At 45.6% G+C, this 18,459-nt stretch carries 15 protein-coding genes; 10 read left to right on the forward strand and 5 right to left on the reverse strand.

Features of this window, described 5'->3' with window-relative positions; translation table 11 throughout:
* The first annotated feature begins 2 nt into the window (after nucleotides 1–2).
* The 3 genes from MHI52_RS07080 (at nucleotide 3) to MHI52_RS07090 (ending at nucleotide 1,729) form a co-directional block, all read left to right on the forward strand.
* Nucleotides 3–491 (forward strand): DinB family protein, encoded by a 489-nt coding sequence (locus MHI52_RS07080; protein WP_047841996.1) that lies wholly within the window; start codon nucleotides 3–5, stop codon nucleotides 489–491.
* Nucleotides 492–681: 190 nt separating this feature from the next.
* The gene (locus MHI52_RS07085; RefSeq protein ID WP_405158730.1) at nucleotides 682–969 is read left to right on the forward strand and encodes a hypothetical protein; all 288 of its coding nucleotides are present in this window, start codon (nucleotides 682–684) and stop codon (nucleotides 967–969) included.
* A 238-nt stretch (nucleotides 970–1,207) separates the two neighbouring features.
* A complete protein-coding gene (locus MHI52_RS07090; RefSeq protein ID WP_082219006.1) occupies nucleotides 1,208–1,729 on the forward strand; it encodes a GNAT family N-acetyltransferase in 522 nt (173 codons plus the stop codon).
* A 35-nt stretch (nucleotides 1,730–1,764) separates the two neighbouring features.
* Here the strand turns inward: MHI52_RS07090 and MHI52_RS07095 are convergent, their stop codons facing one another.
* On the reverse strand, nucleotides 1,765–3,009 hold the full coding sequence (locus MHI52_RS07095; protein WP_405158731.1) for a hypothetical protein: 1,245 nt from the start codon (nucleotides 3,007–3,009) through the stop codon (nucleotides 1,765–1,767).
* A gap of 19 nt (nucleotides 3,010–3,028) precedes the next feature.
* The gene (locus MHI52_RS07100) at nucleotides 3,029–3,379 is read right to left on the reverse strand and encodes a hypothetical protein (protein WP_047841997.1); all 351 of its coding nucleotides are present in this window, start codon (nucleotides 3,377–3,379) and stop codon (nucleotides 3,029–3,031) included.
* A 441-nt stretch (nucleotides 3,380–3,820) separates the two neighbouring features.
* Here MHI52_RS07100 and rhaD point away from each other — a divergent pair, with 441 nt between their 5' ends.
* The 6 genes from rhaD (at nucleotide 3,821) to MHI52_RS07130 (ending at nucleotide 11,406) form a co-directional block, all read left to right on the forward strand.
* Entirely contained in the window at nucleotides 3,821–4,666 is an 846-nt protein-coding gene (gene rhaD / locus MHI52_RS07105) for a rhamnulose-1-phosphate aldolase (RefSeq protein WP_047841998.1), read from the forward strand.
* A 261-nt stretch (nucleotides 4,667–4,927) separates the two neighbouring features.
* Nucleotides 4,928–6,745, forward strand: coding sequence for an APC family permease (locus MHI52_RS07110; RefSeq protein ID WP_405158732.1), 1,818 nt, complete (start codon nucleotides 4,928–4,930; stop codon nucleotides 6,743–6,745).
* Between the two features lie 343 nt (nucleotides 6,746–7,088).
* On the forward strand, nucleotides 7,089–8,051 hold the full coding sequence (locus tag MHI52_RS07115; protein ID WP_405158733.1) for a carbohydrate ABC transporter permease: 963 nt from the start codon (nucleotides 7,089–7,091) through the stop codon (nucleotides 8,049–8,051).
* Nucleotides 8,048–8,869, forward strand: coding sequence for a carbohydrate ABC transporter permease (locus tag MHI52_RS07120; RefSeq protein ID WP_036669010.1), 822 nt, complete (start codon nucleotides 8,048–8,050; stop codon nucleotides 8,867–8,869). Before MHI52_RS07115 ends, MHI52_RS07120 begins: the two co-directional genes overlap by 4 nt.
* A 378-nt stretch (nucleotides 8,870–9,247) precedes the next feature.
* Nucleotides 9,248–10,606 carry an ABC transporter substrate-binding protein gene (locus MHI52_RS07125; protein ID WP_143781084.1) on the forward strand — a complete coding sequence of 453 codons (1,359 nt, stop codon included), beginning with the start codon at nucleotides 9,248–9,250 and terminating at the stop codon, nucleotides 10,604–10,606.
* A 587-nt stretch (nucleotides 10,607–11,193) separates the two neighbouring features.
* A complete protein-coding gene (locus MHI52_RS07130; RefSeq protein WP_047842001.1) occupies nucleotides 11,194–11,406 on the forward strand; it encodes an immunity 17 family protein in 213 nt (70 codons plus the stop codon).
* Between the two features lie 253 nt (nucleotides 11,407–11,659).
* Here the strand turns inward: MHI52_RS07130 and MHI52_RS07135 are convergent, their stop codons facing one another.
* Together MHI52_RS07135 and MHI52_RS07140 are read right to left on the reverse strand one after the other, a co-directional pair.
* Nucleotides 11,660–14,248: a glycine betaine ABC transporter substrate-binding protein gene (locus tag MHI52_RS07135; RefSeq protein WP_340983184.1), complete on the reverse strand. Its 2,589-nt coding sequence runs from the start codon at nucleotides 14,246–14,248 to the stop codon at nucleotides 11,660–11,662.
* Nucleotides 14,214–15,443, reverse strand: a complete 1,230-nt coding sequence (locus MHI52_RS07140) for a glycine betaine/L-proline ABC transporter ATP-binding protein (protein ID WP_074093962.1) — start codon at nucleotides 15,441–15,443, stop codon at nucleotides 14,214–14,216. Before MHI52_RS07140 ends, MHI52_RS07135 begins: the two co-directional genes overlap by 35 nt.
* A gap of 501 nt (nucleotides 15,444–15,944) precedes the next feature.
* Here MHI52_RS07140 and MHI52_RS07145 point away from each other — a divergent pair.
* Nucleotides 15,945–16,520: a GbsR/MarR family transcriptional regulator gene (locus tag MHI52_RS07145; RefSeq protein WP_282319080.1), complete on the forward strand. Its 576-nt coding sequence runs from the start codon at nucleotides 15,945–15,947 to the stop codon at nucleotides 16,518–16,520.
* A 127-nt stretch (nucleotides 16,521–16,647) separates the two neighbouring features.
* Here MHI52_RS07145 and MHI52_RS07150 read toward each other — a convergent pair whose 3' ends face one another.
* Nucleotides 16,648–18,279, reverse strand: coding sequence for a helix-turn-helix domain-containing protein (locus MHI52_RS07150; RefSeq protein ID WP_405158734.1), 1,632 nt, complete (start codon nucleotides 18,277–18,279; stop codon nucleotides 16,648–16,650).
* Nucleotides 18,280–18,459 lie beyond the last annotated feature (180 nt).

Genomic DNA, 18,459 nt, shown 5'->3' on the forward strand with positions numbered 1-18,459 from the left:
ATATGAATGGAACATTGCAGATTCGGGATCACTTGTTAAATGAATTGGAAACAGGGGTACGGACGGGGGCTTCGTTAATTCGCTTGATCCGTTCGGAGGATTGGTCGTATCGTCCACAGGGGAATATGCGTTCATTGGTGGAGCTAGTACATCACTTTATCCAGATTACCGCATCCGATCTTGCCATTATGCAGGAAAAAGGTGAAGCTGAGGTTGGGCTGGTGGAGAATAGCCTGTCCGGGATTGAGGATATCGAGAAGCTTGAAGCAACATTATGGAGCAATTTCGAATCCTACAAAGCTTATATCACGGGATTGAGCGAAGACGACTTTTTGAATCGTTCAACAAAAGCTTTTTATATGGAACATGGTCACTTGCAGGTTCAATGGCAGATTGAAACGGTAACACACGTATTCCATCACCGTTCGCAGCTGTATAACTATCTCAAGCAGCAGGGCCATGAACTGAACTTTTTCATGCTGTATGCGTAATTAAACCTGTAATATTAAAGTAAGCTTAGTTGGCTCCACCGGATGGTCCGGTGGGGCTTTTTTTGCGTACATTCGTCTATCAATCTATGAAGTCTATCAAAATTGGACATTATGACCCTGGTAATTCACCGTTGCTTTAATAGATTTCAAGCATAGAATACCGTATCAAAGCAAAAAGGAGGTGAATTCAATGGCCATCCTTTTACCGATACAAAATTACAACCTTCCTGCCGGAGTAGGCAAGTCCTACTACGAAAATTTGGCTGGAGGCACAAATGCCAGCGCTACAGTGAACAACTTTGGACCTTTTCCGGTATCTCTCGTGATCACACGTGTTAATGCACCAGTAGTCACTTACGTTGTTCCTGTAAACAGCAGTCTTACCATTTCTGCAGGAGGAGTTCTGGTTTTTGCCTTGTTAGCAAACGTTGGAGGTGCAGCTTCCGGAACAATTCAATTCGCCGTAGCAGATTTGTAATTGATGTGAACTGGATTGGAACGGCCTCTGTCGGACATCTTGTCGGCAGGGGGTTTTCTTTTTTTATGGATATACATAGATTTAAAGTAATTAAGTGGCTGGTTTACGATTACATCTGTATTCGATGCTTTAAACTTTAACAGCGCCTTTATACAGGTTTGTTTACTTTGGCATTCATTCGATTAATTTAAGGTATAGGCGGCACGCAGATTGGTGTTGGCATACAGGAGGTTAGTGGATGATGAATAGAACAATCTTATTTGAAACGGAACGGTTGGAATGTGCGACTTGGAACGAAGGAGATCGTGCGTTGGCGTTTGCATTGTGGGGCGATCATGAGGTTGCCAAGTGGATTAGCGGCAAGGGATTTCTGAGCGAGGATGAAGTAGAAGCGAGATTAACACAGGAGATTCAAAGGCAGAAGGAAGCGGGTGTGCAATATTGGCCCCTTTTTGAGAAAGAGTCCGAGGTGTTTGTGGGCTGTTGTGGCCTGCGTCCGTATTCTTCAGAAGAGGATATGTATGAACTGGGATTCCATCTAACCCGGGATCACTGGGGCAAAGGGTATGCCCAGGAAGCGGCGCGGGCGGTGATTGCTTATGCCTTTGACAAAATGAATGTGAAGGCACTGTTTGCCGGGCATCATCCGGAGAATGAAGTGTCACGTCACATCTTGATCAAGCTGGGATTTGAGTATACAGGTGATGAACGTTATGAACCAACAGGAAAGATGCATCCATCATATGTGCTGCGAAAATAAGAAACCCCCGACCAATGAAGGACAGGGATTGCGTGTTAGGCGATACTGAATAATACGGTTTTGGTTCCCACAAGTATAGATCCGCTGTTAACAAAATAATAGTTGGAGGCGGCATCCAGCGTTAAAGGTCCTGTCCAGGTGATCGTAGCAAACTGACTACTAAATATGCCTGTTGGAGGGACATCACTTAAGGCGAGTGTGACGGTCACATTGCCACTGATCGTGGAATTGGTAATGTGTGAGTATCCTCTTACATTAATGGTGCTGTCTGAAGTACTATCTACCATCCTTTGAATATTCAAACCGTTATGAACCATGGTGTTGATGCGACTGTGATACAGGTACGCATTCAGATTACCCATATGGCCCGATTGTACAATATTTCCTACGACTCTGGCATTGAGCAGTTGAAATTCAATGGTCGTGAACGGGTCACCCACAGCCACGTTCTGAAAAGTGACGTCACCGCTTATAATGGCGCCGTCCGTGTAGTTGGTATGCGTACTGACGGACGTGCCGTCATTAAACGTTCCTATAACCGTAACAGGACGAGCATCAAATGCGGGTCCTTGAACCAGATAGACATCTTCTGCAGCCTGACTTGTCTGGATCGTGACATTCCGGGGAATGGAAGAAGCGAAGTTAGCCAGATCCGAATTTCCGAGTTGCCAAGGGCCAAGCCCCAGAATTTGCACATGTCTTGCAGGAGGAATAACGATGTCTTCATTGAAGGATGAATTGCCGGCAATAAGAATAATCAACCGGGCTCTCATGCCAAAAGTAACCGCAAGAGGGCTGTTCGTAGCTGCGTCGATAGCAGCCTGCAGAGAATTAAATGGATCAAAGGGTGATCCGGTACCTGGTCCTGGAGCGCTGGAGTCAGCCCAGTAGATCGTCTGTCCCCACTCGAAGTCGGGAGTGCCACCTTCGGCACCCAGCAATTCAGAAGTTACCAGTCGATGGGCAGCGACCAATTGTCCTGTGGCATTTTTGCCCCACATGGAAACGTCGGTTAAGCTCTCCGCCAAGCCACTGGTAGTGAAAATAAATTCGAAGCCATCCAAGTCTGCATAATAACTCTTGGTGAAGACTTCATTGGGCGCAAGCGAGATGGATTCCAGTACATACAAGGTTCGGGTTCCGTTCAGCGCATATCCTTCGATAAGAACAGTTGAGGCGTTGACTGGATCTTCGTTATCAATCTTGACAGTAACCGATTGGGTGAGTCTTGATCCGGATACCAGATTGTTCTCAATGGGCCCGGATGAGATTGTGGCCATCTGATTTCCTCCCCTTTTTTTATAGAGTTAGTTCATTCGAAACAATGCGATGTGCGGTGACGATTTGCCCGTTGCTGTCTTTTCCCCACACTGAAATTTCAGTTAATGCAGCTGCGCCTCCACCCGTTGTGAATACATATTCGTACCCATCCAGGTTGGCATAGTAGGTTTGAGAGAAGACTTGCCCGGGGGTCAGATTAACGGATTGCAGCACGTATAAGGTCCTCGTTCCATTCAGGAAATAACCTTCAATGAGTACATTGGACGTATTGATGGAATCGGTGTTGACCATTTTGATGGTGACTTGTTGTGTAGGTCTGCTGCCACCGGAGAGGTTGTTCTCGATCGGGCCTGTAGAAAGGACTGCCATAGGTCCATCTCCTTTTTTTTATGAATGTCTTTTCCTGAGAAAAGCTAGAATAGCATATGTTAGAATTGACGAAAGCGTTTGGACAGAGAGAGAGATAAGTACTGAATGAAAAGGAGGAACTGAATCTTCTGGCCAAAAGGGATATATGTTTTCATGCTTTTTTTATTTCGCTTTCAGCTTCTATTAAGGTAGCAGAGGTAAGATAAGTCTTGTAAACCCCTTCTCGTGTTAAATAGATGTGTGACTGACCCCGCCGGGCGCCGGTGGGGTATTTTTTTGTTTTATTTTCAAATAAACAAAAATAAACAAAAATAAATAAAAGAATATATCTGTGTTTATTATTGACTACCAAAGATAAACAAAGGTATAATGAATGTGAAATAAAGAACTTACTATGTACGTGGCAAGCCATTTGATTTTCAATATAAGGAGAGATTGATCATGAACGTGACCCTTACCAATGAAACAACGCAGGTTGTAGGTTTCCATATCCCATTTGTTCGTGAGATGGCTGAGATTACACAACATATGTGGAAAAATGGCTGGGATGAGCGTAATGGCGGTAATGTCAGCTATCTGCTGGAGGAAGAGGAAGTTGCCCAATATATCGATATCCATCATGTGATTCGCAAGATCAAACCAGCATTTTCGGTGCAGGAGCTGGCAGGCAAGTATTTTATCGTGACCGCATCGGGCAAATATTTCAAAAATGTACTCGCTGATCCGGAGAGTAATCTAGGGGTGCTGCGTGTATCGCAGGATGGACAGGAGCTGGAAGTGCTCTGGGGATTGAAGTCGGGGGCGAATCCAACAAGTGAGTTGCCTACACATTTCATGAGCCATATCGAACGTTTGAAACTGGACCCGAACCACCGGGTTGTCATGCACAACCATGCCACTCATGTATTGGCTATGACGTTTATCCACGAATTGGATGAAGCAAAATTCACGAAGACGCTGTGGCAGATGTGCACGGAGTGTGTGGTTGTATTCCCGGATGGGATCGGCATTATTCCATGGATGATTCCTGGATCAAACGAGATTGGACGCGAAACGGCTGAGAAAATGAAAGAATACCACGCGGTCATCTGGCCGCAACATGGCATCTTTGGAACAGGAACAACGATTGACGAGGCATTTGGTCTGATTGAGACGATCGAGAAGGCAGCCCAAGTGTATATGCTGGTCGCTGGTCACGAGATCCGGCAGAGAATTACGGATGAACAGCTGACCACACTGGCGCAAGCGTTTGGTGTTACCCCTCGTCCCGGAATTCTGGGAAGTTAATATAGTTAACGCATAGATCAAGGAAGTGGTCTTTGGTTCATTGAACCAAAGGCCATTTCCTTTTTTTTGACGAACAATCGTCATTTTGGTTCAAAAAAGTTCAAATTGCTGAACAAGAATGGCTTTGTTATCGATTATTGAATCGTAGAATGCATTATCACGCGCTGGCGAATTTCGGGTGAAATGACGTATTGTCAACGGCTCTGCGATTTTGCATAATAACAATGCTTCACAGATGAGAGACGGAAGGAAGTTATGATCATGCTTGGCAAAATGAAGAGAATCTTAATAGGCAAGCCCATGAAATCGGCTGAACTGGATGGAGAAAAATTGGGGAAATGGAAGGCACTCGCCATCCTGTCCTCGGATGCCCTATCGTCCGTTGCCTACGGTACGGAACAGATTTTGCTGGTGCTCGTTGCGGCCGGATTCGCCGCCCTGTGGTACTCCGTTCCGATTTCCATCGCCGTGCTGGGATTACTCGTCATTTTAATTTTTTCCTATCGCCAGACGATATTTGCTTATCCAACAGGGGGCGGCGCTTATATCGTAGCCAAGGATAACCTGGGTACAACATCCAGTCTGATTGCCGGAGGATCTCTGCTGGTCGATTATATTTTGACCGTTGCGGTAAGTTCGTCGGCAGGGACGGATGCGATTACGTCGGCTTTTCCTATGCTGCATGACTACAGTGTTGTGATTGCTCTGATTATGATTGTTTTTCTAACCATTATGAATTTGCGGGGAGTGACGGAGTCAGCGTCTGTGCTGGCGATCCCCATTTATCTGTTTATCTTTTCGATTGCGGTTCTGATTATCTCGGGCGGAATCAAATTTCTTGCCGGGGGGATGGAAGCAGCTGCACCAGAATTCGGAACTAGTCTATCCCATGTGAGTGTGTTTCTGTTATTAAAAGCATTTAGCTCCGGTTGTTCGGCCTTGACTGGCGTGGAAGCGGTAAGTAACGCAATCCCGAACTTCAAGCAACCTGCTGAGAAAAATGCCGCGGGTACATTACTGCTCATGGGTTGTATATTGGGAGCCATGTTCATCGGTATCACCTTACTGGCTTATGGGTACGGAGTGAAGCCTGATCCCAAAGCAACGGTCATTTCCCAGATTGCTGAAGCGACGTTTGGCAGGGGCACGATGTATTTTATCATCCAAGGTGTAACGGCACTGATCCTGTTCCTCGCAGCCAACACAGCTTATTCGGCTTTTCCGCTGTTATCCTTCATGATGGCAAAGGATAAATACATGCCGCATGCATTTATGGTCAGAGGAGACCGGCTTGGTTTCTCAAACGGGATCATTTTTCTTAGTGTGATGTCTGCGCTGCTGGTGGTCGGGTTCAAAGGGAATACGGAAAGCCTGATTCCGCTCTATGCGGTAGGGGTGTTCATTCCATTTACGCTGTCACAGCTCGGTATGATGATTCGCTGGATCAAAGTCAAACCGTCTGGCTGGCAGATGAAGTTGCTGGTCAATACCGTCGGTATGCTGACTACATTATCGATTACCCTGATCTTTATTTTCACCAAGTTCACGCAGACATGGGTCATCTTTATCTTTTTGCCGGTCGTTGTTTATGTATTCATGCGTATTCACCGTCACTATTGCAACATCGCCGATGAACTACGTATTGATATTCAGGTTGATAAGCCAGCCAAAAAAGGTAATACCATTGTCATTCCTGTTGCAGGCATTACCCGGGTCGTCATGAATACGATCAGTTACGCCCAGACGATGTCGGATCACGTGGTCGCACTTTACATTGGCTTCGATGATGAGGCGATACGCAAGATGGAGCAGAAGTGGGAGGAGTGGAATCCAGGTGTTCGTCTGGTCGTGATCAAATCGAGATACCGTAGCATTATGGGGCCGCTCAAGAAATTCATTGATACAGTAGAGTGGAAAACGGCTGAGACCGATCACATCACTATTTTGATTCCGCAATTCATCACCAAGCACTGGTGGCAAAATGTACTGCACAACCAGACCAGCTTTATGATTCGTGCTTATCTGATTAATTACAAAGACGTGATTGTCACAACGGTGCCATATCATCTTAATCGTTAACTCGAACGGTTAATCGCTTTAACCCGTTTGGAATATTTACAGATTATTGTAAAATGAGTCACTTTTATTAATAGACAAACGTTCATATTCCATTTACACATCAAACCGCAGGGATATCTCCAAACAGGGGAGTTCTTGCGGTTTTTTGTCATGAAATCCGGTTTGGATACCGCTTTCGATTGGATGCACATTTCCGTAAAGTCCCTTGTCCATGATTAACGTTACGTTGATTCAGAATGAATTTTGCTGTGACATTCGACTCTTACACTAGATAACGTGGTGCTGAAGTTGATCTAACATTTCACACACACTGAATGCGTGAAACAAGGGGGAAGAAAATCCGATGAGTGAGCTTGATAACCGGATCAGCTTGCCCGCCGCCAAACGGCGCGTATCCGGTACGAGTGAGCGCCGGACAGCCTCGCTGCGTGTGCAGCGAATACGGGAGAATCTGCTGGCCTATGGTTTCCTGGCACCATCGCTGCTTTTGTTTGCAGTGTTTCTGTTTTACCCGATGTTTAAGTCCGTGTACCTGAGTCTGCATTCCACAGATCCGACGGGGCAGATTGCGGCTTATGTAGGACTGGATAACTTCAAGGCCGTGTTCCAATCAGGACTGTTTATGCAAGGGATGAAAGTGACGTTACTATTTGTACTGTTTACAGTGCCTACGGGCATGCTGGTTGCTCTGATTCTGGCTGCACTGACCCACAACCGGTTCAAGGGAATGCGTGTGTTCCAATTTGTATTCTCTCTGCCTGTGGTGTTATCCGTTGGTTCGTCAGCGGTGATCTGGAAGTTTCTATTCCATCCGACCCTGGGCATGCTGAATTATCTGCTTGGCAAAGTAGGTATGGATCCAATTCCCTGGCTTACCAGCCCGGATTGGGCATTGATCTCAATCTCCATCATGACGATCTGGATGAACCTTGGGTTCAACTACATTATTCTATCCAGTGGTTTGGCAGGCATCCCGGATGAGATCTACGAGAGTGCCAAGATTGACGGCGCAGGTCCAGTACTTACTTTTCGCAAAATCTCGATGCCGCTACTGTCACCAACGTTATTCTTTGTTACGGTCGTATCGATCATTGGTGCTTTTCAATCGTTCGGTCAGATCAACATTCTAACCCGGGGTGGCCCGATGGACAGTACAAATGTTTTTGTATATTCCATCTATCAGGAAGCCTTTGTTAATTTCCGCTTTGGTACAGGTAGTGCGCAGGCACTGATTCTGTTCGTGGTGATTATGTTGCTGACCCTGATCCAGTTCAAATGGGTAGAAAGGAAAGTGCATTACCAATGAGTGCGACATGGACCAAAACGCTGTTGTATGTATTACTGACGATCTGTGCAGCGCTTGTGCTGTATCCGGTGATGTACACCTTTTTCATGGCCGTCATGACACCGGAAGATGCGAGCGCTTATCCGCCACATATCATTCCAAATTCAATCGATCTGTCCAACTTTAGCGAAGTATTTGATATTGTTCCGATCGGCCGATTTATCGGCAATACCTTTCTTGTCGCAGGACTGACAACGCTTGGTCAATTGATTACAGCGAGTATGGCAGCCTATGCTTTTGCAAAAATGCAGTTCAAAGGCAAAAACGTCATCTTCAGCATGTTTGTCGCAACGATGATGATTCCATGGGAAGTGACGATGATCCCCAACTACCTGACAGTTCGCAGTTGGGGTTGGCTGGATAGTTACCAAGGGCTGACGGTGCCATTTCTGGCAACGGCGTTTGGTACATTCCTGCTAAGACAGTTCTTCATGCAACTACCCAAGGAATTGTTCGAGGCGGCGAGGATCGACGGTTGTGGTCATATTCGCTATTTCATATCGCATGTCTTGCCTTTGTCCCGTCCGGCACTTGGAACACTGGCAATCTATTCATTCTTAAGCATGTACAATTCGTATCTCTGGCCGCTGCTGGTGACAAACACACCGGAAATGAGAACCGCACAGATCGGAATTTCGATGCTGGAGTTCCAGGAATCCACAGCATGGAATCTGGTATTTGCCGGAACAGCAATGGTGATTCTACCATCCTTACTGCTATTGATTTTCGGGTTGAAACAGCTTGTCCGCGGAATGGCAGCAGGCGCGCTGAAGGGGTAGGGAGAGAAAGTTTTAATACTATTTAATTGAAGTGGAAACTCTGAAGGTTTTGATCTAAAGATTTTAATTTAGAGGTTTTGAATTAAACCTTGTATCTTCTTACAAGGTCCACGGTTTGGATACCAAGAGCGAATAAAATGAGGCTCGTGCTTCAAATAAAATGTTGAAATGAACGACGGTAGTAGTGGAGGGGACGAAATCGATTCTGAAGAAGCAAAGCGTTCGCCTTTATCCCCGGATTTTCCCCTTTGAGAGGGGGAATGAGAAAAATCCGGGAATAACAGCGATCAAAAGAACGATTCGTAACCGTAACGGCCACACCGCGTCATCCCCAAGATTTTATTGTACGCGAGCCATATAAAAGGAGAGCGATTTCGTTTGAAAAAAAGAGGAACATTTGCATTAATGCTGGCTGCACTCATGTTGGTCATCTCCGCTTGCGGAACAAAAGCTGAAACAAGTAGCCCGGCAAGTGGAGCACAAGCAGAAGCGGCCGCAGCTGAAACAACACAATTAACGTGGTGGCATTCCATGTCTGGCGCTGGGGAGAAAGCCATTAACCAACTCGCTTCCGACTTTAACGCTAGCCATCCCGACATTCAGGTGAAACCCATCTATCAAGGGAAGTACGATGAAAGTCTGAACAAACTCAAAGCATCCATGGGCTCAGACAGCGGTCCAGACATTATCCAAGTCTATGAGATTGGTAGCAAGTTCATGATCGATTCGGGCATGATTACGCCAGTACAACAGTTCATCGACAAGGATCAGTTCGACCTGTCCCAACTGGAGCCAAACATCATCCGATACTACACCATCGATGGCAAATTGAACGCCATGCCGTTTAACACATCCAACCCGATCCTGTATTACAACAAGGATATGTTCAAAGCAGCAGGTCTGGACCCGGAGAACCCGCCGAAGACGTATGAAGAGTTTGAGCAAGCAGCAAAAGCACTGGCGAAAGACGGTAAGCCAGGTGCATCCATGGCGATCTACGGCTGGTTTATGGAACAGTTCTTTGCAAACCAGAATGCAGATTATGTAAACAATGGAAACGGAAGAAATGAAGCAGCTACAGAGTCTCTGCTGAACTCCGAAGCTGGAGTGAAGACTTTAACGTGGTGGAAAAAGATGATTGATGAGAAGACCCTCTCCAATCTGGGACGTAGCACAGACGATACAACAGCAGCATTTACCGCTCAGCAGATCGGTATGACTCTTGATTCCACAGCTGGCCTGCGTAAAATCGTAGAAGGTTCCGGTGGCAAGTTTGAACTGGGGACAGGTTTCCTGCCTCGTCCAGCGGATGCCAAAGAAGGCGGCGTTGTAGTGGGTGGAGCGAGCTTGTACATCATGAATAACAAATCGGAAGCGCAACAGCAAGCGGCGTGGGAATTCATCAAGTACTTGGCTACACCAGAGGTACAAGCGAACTGGAGTGTTGCGACAGGATACTTCCCTATTACGACAGCAGCCTACAATGAGCAAGTATTAAAGGATAATATGGCGAAGTACCCGCAATTCCAGACAGCAGTCGATCAATTGCACGCTTCCGCAGATTCGACAGCAACATCCGGGGCATTAATGGGTGTATTCCCGGAAGCCAGACAACTTGTCGAAGGAGCGATTGAAACGGTCCTGAATGGACAAGGTACACCACAGGAAGCATTGGATGCAGCAGCTAAACAAATTACAGACAAGATTGCGCAATATAACAGTACGGTGAAGAAATAATTGTAGGCTAATTTCACATTACAACCAGATGCGGCGTTCATCAATGATCGTCGCATTGTTGTAATTTTATGATATCCTCTGAGACCTAAGACGGATTTTTCTTAATGTACAACCTGATTGAACAAATGATTGCAACATTGATAACATGATGAACATTAACAGGTTATGTCTGATCATAGGCCAAGTAACAAAAGTATGGCTTAAAAGAATGAGGGATTGTATGTCAAAATAAAAGATATTTAATTAACATGTGTCAGTAGTTCGATTTTATATACCACGGATAGGCCTAAAGTCGAGATGACGATTTATGTAAAAAAACCTCCTACGCGCTAACAATCGGCAAAACCTACGAATAATTGCAGAATGTACTCATTCTCCAGACAAGATATAGCTTAGAAAGATTTCGCGAAAATCAGCGGGTATTGTAGAAATTAGTTCTCTATGGGCAAATGAATATAATATGTTTAACTCCCTAAAACAGCTTGCAGACTCCCATCTGCAAGCTGTTTTTTTTCTAATTAATGCCTGTTAATTTTCACCAAGTGAAGGTATAGTAGACAGGATTATATTGAAGGAGTGTTGACGAAATGCAAGATCAACCCGTTTTAATCGCACTATTTGCCATAGCGGCAGGAATTTTTAGTTTGCTCGGTGGTATCAATAATTGGGATTGGTTTATGAAGAGCTTTAGAGCAGGAATTTTTGTAAAGACTATTGGACGGCAGGGCGCAAGGGTGGTATATGGTATTCTAGGTGTCGTCATGATTGTCATTGGTGTACTACTGTTACTGATCGGATAGTTATTGGGAAATAAACGAACTCATTAAGTATCATCTACATACGATGTTCATGAGCAAAGGCAAAGTAAGAGGATATGTGAGAAGAGTCAAATGGAAAAAGCGTTTGAATGCTTAAAACAGCAGTGTGCAGTAAGACCAGGATAGAATATCAAATCAAATAGCATGCCTGAAAAAAACATAGCCATAACAAAAAGACCACCGAAAAATTTCGGTGGTCTTTTACCAAATTCAGGTTTATCCATCTCAATCTGGTTTAATTATCTTTTAAGTCTTCAACAGAGTTGATTTCCATGTACGTTGGAACAACCAGACCTTGTTTAACTCCTGTCATGCTGACAGCGATATCTTCAATCTTGTCTCCATATGTCTTCCAGTAGTCCCCATGTGTGAGCGGGAGCCATACGGCTGGAGAAGCATCGATATCACCTGCTGCCAAGCCTGCCCACATGGGGCCAGCTTCGACTTGCAGTGCTTTGACTGTGTAACCCAGATCCGTCTCAAGCACATACTTCATCAGGTTGGTACTCGCAATTTCAGAGTCCCATGCAACATAACCGAGACGTAAATTGTCACCTTTAACCGGGGTTAACCCCTTGGTCCATTCTTCAATTTGGTCCGGATGTTTTTCCGCATAAGTCTTGGCAGCTTCTTCAGGCGAAACGCCCTTTTGAATGTCTACCATGATTTCACTCATTTGATCTGCAGTCCAATTAAAACGAGAGAAGAACTCATAGGCAACGGGATGATCTTCTTTGATTCCCTTACGTCCAACCGTGTGAACTTCCTCTGCATCGCCGAAAATTAAGTCGGGATCATCCAAATACTTCAGATCATACTGATTGAACATCCAGTGTGGAGTCCAACCCGTAACGATGATGGGTTCTTCATTTTTATAAGCTTTGTCCAACGATGCAGTCATTGCTGCTCCGGAGCCTTCAATCAGATTCCAGTTAGACAATTCATAATGTTTAATGGCGTTTGCTGTGGCCTTCATCAGACCTGCACCCGGGTCAATACCAACGATTTGGTGATTAACCTCTTCGCCCACATTAGCACTTGCCGATGGAGTGGAAGAAGCGGCACCTGTCTCCAGATCTGCAATCGAGTTTACTTCAGTCATGTACTTAGGAACCACGAGGCCTGTACGTACACCTGTCATATTAGCCCCCAGATCGTCCACCTGGTCTTTGTAACGTTCCCAGTAGTCTGCGTGTGTCAATGGCAGCCAAGCTGCTGGAGAGGCATCTACGTCGCCTGAGGCAACACCCGTCCACATTGGTCCGGCTTCGACTTGCAGAGCGTTAACTTTATAACCCAATTTGTTTTCCATCACATATTTTAGCAAGTTCGTACTTGCGATTTCGGAATCCCAAGCCACATAGCTGAGTTTGAATGCATCACCGTTCACTGGAGTCAGACCTTTGGTCCACTCAGCAATCTGATCGGCATGTTTCTCAGCATAAGCTTTAGCTGCTTCTTCTGCAGATGTGCCATCTTGGATAGCAGTCATCATTTCACCCATTTCATCCGATGTCCATTGGAAACGGGACAGGAATTCAAACGCAACAGGGTGATCTTCTTTCAGACCTTTACGGGCGATGGTGTGAATTTCTTCAGCATCACCGAAAGATTTTTCTGGATCTTCCAGATATTTTAGATCATATTTGTTGAACATCCAGTGCGGAGTCCAACCTGTAATAATGATTGGATCTTCATTTTTGATCGCTTTGTCCAGCGTGGCTGTCATGGCTGCACCAGAGCCTTCAATCAGAGTCCAGTCAGTTAATTTATAGTCTTCGATCGCTTTTGCAGCAGACTTCATGATACCAGCCCCTGGATCGATACCGATAATCTGATAGTTTACTTCTTGACCTACAGCATTGGCTGCTGAATTGTTGCCACCAGCCGAAGTTGTGCCACCAACGAAGTATTGTGAGAAACCAGCTACAAGCACAAGGAATGTTGCTGCAGCAGTGATCCATGCTTTTTGCTTGGCTGTAATGCGTGAGGTTTTTTTGCGACCTGGCATAAATACATTTTGTGTAAAACGGTCCAGAACAATCGCGAGTACAACAACGGCCAGACCGGCTTCGAAACCTTTACCGATTTGAAGCTGTGTTACAGCACGATAGACTTCCGCACCAATACCTTGTGCACCAATCATGGATGCAATAACAACCATGGACAGTGATAGCATGATGGTCTGGTTAATACCGGACATCACGGTAGGCAAAGCGAGTGGAAGCTGTACTTTGAACAACTTTTGCATGGAAGTTGAGCCGAATGCATCAGCTGCTTCAACCAATTCACTAGATACCTGTCTGATCCCCAGATGAGTCAGACGAATCGTTGGCGGAATCGCAAATATAACAGAAGCGATAACACCTGGAACGACACCGAGACTAAAGAATGTGACCGCAGGCAGCAAGTAGACAAATGCAGGCATCGTCTGCATGAAGTCAAGCAGCGGTGTAATGATACGCGCCGCAGTTTTACTGTATGCGAGCCAGATTCCGACAGGTACACCAAGCAGGATCGAAACCAATCCTGAAGTGATAACCAGACCGAGTGTGTCCATCGATTGGGACCAGTATCCCAAGTTATCTACGAGCAAGAATCCGATAACCGTAAATAGTGTCAGTGGGAGTCGTCCTACGAGGAACGCAAGAACACCCAATATGGCAATGAACAGGAGTGGATGGGGCAGCATGAACAGCCCGGAGAAGAATCCAACTACTGCCTGAATAACAATAGAGATTACATTAAACAATCCGGAGAGCGAGGAGCTCATCCAGTCAACGATGGATTCAATCCACGATGCTAGTGGTATTTTGGGAATCATTCGCAAGTTCCTCCTTTACTGCAACTTCACCGCTAAGTGCACCCAGCAGGGCACCGCGGACGATAACACCTTGCAGACGGCCATTCTCACCAACTACAGCGAGCGGCACATGGGCAGAACTTACAATCTCGAACAATTCATGAATCAGGGTTTCAGGCGACACCGTCGGCCCGTCCGTGATCAGAATGTCGTTCAATAATTTGTTTTCGCGCATAGCACGGGTTGCATCTTCAGCTGTAATAACACCCAGCAGTTTGATCGAACGGTCAATGACAAACAGGTTGGAAATACCACGTTCGCGCATTAATTCGAGGGCAACACGAGGACCACGATCAAGCGTAATTGTTTCAGGGCGACGCATTACGTGAGATGCTGTAAGGACCTTGGACAGATCCACGTCTTCGACGAAGCGGGCCACATATGAGTTGGCCGGTTGAATCATGATTTCTTCCGGTGTACCGATCTGCACAACTGCGCCGTCTTTCATGAGGGCAATACGATCGCCGATGCGCAGCGCTTCGTCCAAGTCATGGGTAATGAAAATGATGGTCTTTTTCATTTTATCCTGAAGCTCGATCAACTCATCTTGCATATCACGGCGAATCAATGGATCAAGTGCACTGAAGGCTTCATCCATCAGTAGTACTTCCGGGTCATTGGCAAGTGCACGCGCCAAGCCGACACGTTGCTGCATCCCGCCACTGAGTTCATCTGGCATTTTGTCTTCCCAGCCCTTAAGGCCAACCAGCTCAAGTGAGGTTTTTGCCTTCTCCCGGCGTACTTCCTTATCTACTTTTTGTATTTCCAATCCATACTCCACATTATCAAGAACGGTACGGTGCGGGAACAACGCAAACTTCTGGAAGACCATGCTAATCGTTTTCCGGCGCACTTCGCGCAATTGTTCTTTGTTCATCTTGCGTAGATCCTTACCATGGACCAGAATTTCTCCGGATGTTGGTTCAATCAGACGATTGAACATCCGAACCAGTGTGGATTTACCACTCCCGGACAGTCCCATAATAACGAAAATCTCGCCTTCCTTAATGTCCATGTTGACCCGGTTGACACCAACCGTTATCTGTTTTTCTTTGGCCAACTTTTCTTTACCCCAACCTTGCTCCAGTAATTGCAGACCTTGCTCGGTTTGGGGTCCAAACAATTTACTTACGTTTTTCACTTCAAGTATGGTCATGTTTTCACCCCTTCTGATGTGTTGTGCACTTCGAACGGCTTTCAGCATCCATAAGCCCATACACTTATGCGCCCAGCCACGAAATCCGGTAATTGTTGCTTCGCTTCCCGTCTTTCTGGGTAACGTTTTTAAGTCTAACAATACTTAACCAGTATATCAACCGAATAAACAGTACATAATGTTTGTACAGTAAAAACTGTACAAAGTTTTCCTCCCATATGCTCCGTCATTCTCCTTATTCTGGCTAATAAGGTAGCTTTACATTTGACATTGCTTTTCCTACAATAGAAAATGAGCTGAATTGAAGCTGAATTTTTTGGTTAAAAGATAGTCATAGGCAATTGTAGCCTGGTAAAGTTCCCATTTTCATACATTGGGTGAATGAAAGCCCTCTGGCATATATGATGTCCGGCTGAGTGCTTTCCCATGTAAGCAGGACTTTTAAAGTGTTGCAATTATTTCGCCAAAGACTGTGGAATGTTCAGAATGGAGGTTGCAAGCATGGGCTTGGACCATTTACAAGAGGAACAGCAGGCAACCGTGCTGAAGATTCGTAAGCGCGTCATTGAAGCCATTGGACGTAATATGGATCTTTACGGCGTTACGCTGTCGACGGGACACTTATATGGATTGCTATTTTTTGCAGACAAACCAATGACCCTTGACGATATGGGACGGGAAATGGAAATGAGCAAAACGAGTATGAGTACAGGTGTACGAACACTGCTGGATTTGAAAATGGTAAATAAAGTGTGGAGCAAGGGCTCCAGAAAAGACCTATATGAAGTGGAATATGACTGGCATCAGACGTTTACGGATTATTTTGCGATTAAATGGAGAAAAGCCGTGGAGAGTAACCTTCAGATTCTACGCAAATCAATTGAAGAACTGAATCGACTAGTCGAAGTTCTGGATGAAGAGGCGGATGCTGAACTTATCCACATCCTGATGGAAGACAAACACAAAGTTTTGCAAGCGGAAGCATATTACAAATGGTTGGATCGGTTGATTGATACCATGGAAAATGAAGAGATATACAAGCTTGTTCCGAAGGAAGAGATCAAGGAACATTCATAATTACATGCAAAGGGCCCTTTCCGTTATAGGAGAGGGCCCTTTGCATGTGCAATATCTTACTGAATTATTAATGAAGGAACACGATGTAAAAGATAATCTTACCCATCGTATCGACCTATGTTCACATCTAATGTCCGATCAGACCTGCCTGAGGAAAGACTACAGACTGCTGAGTAATCTGTTCCAGTTCGTTCAGAATCTGCAACCGGCCACCCGGGGTCCAGCATAACCGTTGCCAGTTCGAAATATCGTGAACGTTACCATACAATACAGCAGGAGATCGATTCCACGATGCCGTTTGTTTCATGCGTCGGAACACCTTTTCACTGACAGGCTGGAGCGAAGCACGATGGATCAACAGGTAATCCGTGTCCAGCACGGGAATACTATCCGCTACATACTCACTTCTGGAACTTTCGGGAGATACAAGCTGAGCAGGCTGGAGTCCCAATTCAGCATACAACAAGTGATTTAATGGATGCTCGCCAGTCCCTTGTAAGCGAATGAACTGATTAGTAACCTCCATCAGAGCCAACCGTTTTTGTCCGAAATAGGGTTGCAGGTTCAGGCTTGCTTCAAGCTTGCGGAACTCAAGTTCTTTGAAATTCAGCAACGCTTGTTTCTCACGTCCGACTAGTTCGGCTATGCGAATATGGTTCTCTTTCCAGTCATCAGTGGACTCCAAGATGATGGTAGGTGCAATACTTTTCAGGCGATCGTAATAGGGCTTGTGGTAAAAGTCACCGATGATCAAGTCTGGCTTCGCCTGCCGAAGTTGATCGAATTGTCTGGTTAATCGGCGTTCTTGTTCATATTCATCCGATTCTCGGTCAAATACACCTTCACCTTCCAGCACAGCTACCGGGCGCAGTCCAAGTGAGGCCAAGTTCTCATGGAATCCCATAATGGATGCCGTAGCTACGCGAAGTTGATCTCTTTTCATATATACGCTGGGAGCAATCCCCAAGGTTTGTTTGAATTTGCGGCTAAAATAATACTCATTGCCATACCCGACAGATACCGCGACGTCTTTGAGGATACAGGATTCCTCTGTCAGCTGTTTTTTGGCTTCATTTATACGTAAACGATTTAGGTAATCGGTCGGTGACATGCCTTTGGCCTTCTTGAAACTGCGTGAATAAGAGCTGGGGGTGAGTCCAGCAATCTTGGCAAGCTGATCCATGCTGATTCCTTCACTCATGTAACGTCGCATATACATAATACTGCGTTCCAAGGCAGGGTCCACTTTCTCATGATTGGCTTCCAGCCTGTTCTCCGAGAGAAACTGCAGCAGCTCATGCAGTTGGCTATGTATGCTGATAAAGTGATCCGGTTGAAGACCGTGATAGGTTTCATACAGTTGTTCCAAACGTAATACAGCCTGCTGCTCATGACGAACCAGCAACCTGCCTGTCTCCCAATCCAGCGGGAAGGCGGGTGATGAGGTCATTTTCCATTCACCGCGCACTTGCTGCAAACAAACCGTATCCATGCTTAGCAATATACATTCGGTAACGTTCGAGCGTGCAGCGGCCTCGATGGTTGTTCCTGGCTTCAGTACAAACAAGCTGCCCGCTTGCGCCGTATAGACTGTATCATTCAGGACCAGAACACCGTCTCCTTGCAAAATAAGACAGAGCATAGGCCGTGACACCGTCTTGCCTTGCACACGGAAATTCTCCCCACGACGCACACGGCACATGGAGGAGAGGAGCGGTAGAGATGAGGTTTCAGCAATGAAGGGAAACTGTTCAGTCATACGGACCATCCTTTTGTCTTATTTTCTTAATGATAACAATTATCATTCTCATATGGAAGATGTTTTTGAAAAATAGTTTTCGACAACCAAAAAAGGACTACCAAGAGCCGTTATGGCTACATGGTAATCCTTTTTGTTATGGACATGTCCGTTGAATGGGCTATACGCCTGAACCAACAT

Source organism: Paenibacillus sp. FSL H8-0283 (assembly GCF_045040675.1).
GTDB lineage: Bacteria > Bacillota > Bacilli > Paenibacillales > Paenibacillaceae > Paenibacillus > Paenibacillus amylolyticus.

Bases quoted from the DNA above. Each gene is read 5' to 3' on its own strand.
- MHI52_RS07080 (WP_047841996.1), top strand. From the start codon at position 3: ATGAATGGAACATTGCAGATTCGGGATCACTTGTTAAATGAATTGGAA.
- MHI52_RS07085 (WP_405158730.1), top strand. From the start codon at position 682: ATGGCCATCCTTTTACCGATACAAAATTACAACCTTCCTGCCGGAGTA.
- MHI52_RS07090 (WP_082219006.1), top strand. From the start codon at position 1,208: ATGATGAATAGAACAATCTTATTTGAAACGGAACGGTTGGAATGTGCG.
- MHI52_RS07095 (WP_405158731.1), bottom strand. From the start codon at position 3,009: ATGGCCACAATCTCATCCGGGCCCATTGAGAACAATCTGGTATCCGGA.
- MHI52_RS07100 (WP_047841997.1), bottom strand. From the start codon at position 3,379: ATGGCAGTCCTTTCTACAGGCCCGATCGAGAACAACCTCTCCGGTGGC.
- rhaD (WP_047841998.1), top strand. From the start codon at position 3,821: ATGAACGTGACCCTTACCAATGAAACAACGCAGGTTGTAGGTTTCCAT.
- MHI52_RS07110 (WP_405158732.1), top strand. From the start codon at position 4,928: ATGCTTGGCAAAATGAAGAGAATCTTAATAGGCAAGCCCATGAAATCG.
- MHI52_RS07115 (WP_405158733.1), top strand. From the start codon at position 7,089: ATGAGTGAGCTTGATAACCGGATCAGCTTGCCCGCCGCCAAACGGCGC.
- MHI52_RS07120 (WP_036669010.1), top strand. From the start codon at position 8,048: ATGAGTGCGACATGGACCAAAACGCTGTTGTATGTATTACTGACGATC.
- MHI52_RS07130 (WP_047842001.1), top strand. From the start codon at position 11,194: ATGCAAGATCAACCCGTTTTAATCGCACTATTTGCCATAGCGGCAGGA.
- MHI52_RS07135 (WP_340983184.1), bottom strand. From the start codon at position 14,248: ATGATTCCCAAAATACCACTAGCATCGTGGATTGAATCCATCGTTGAC.
- MHI52_RS07140 (WP_074093962.1), bottom strand. From the start codon at position 15,443: ATGACCATACTTGAAGTGAAAAACGTAAGTAAATTGTTTGGACCCCAA.
- MHI52_RS07145 (WP_282319080.1), top strand. From the start codon at position 15,945: ATGGGCTTGGACCATTTACAAGAGGAACAGCAGGCAACCGTGCTGAAG.
- MHI52_RS07150 (WP_405158734.1), bottom strand. From the start codon at position 18,279: ATGACTGAACAGTTTCCCTTCATTGCTGAAACCTCATCTCTACCGCTC.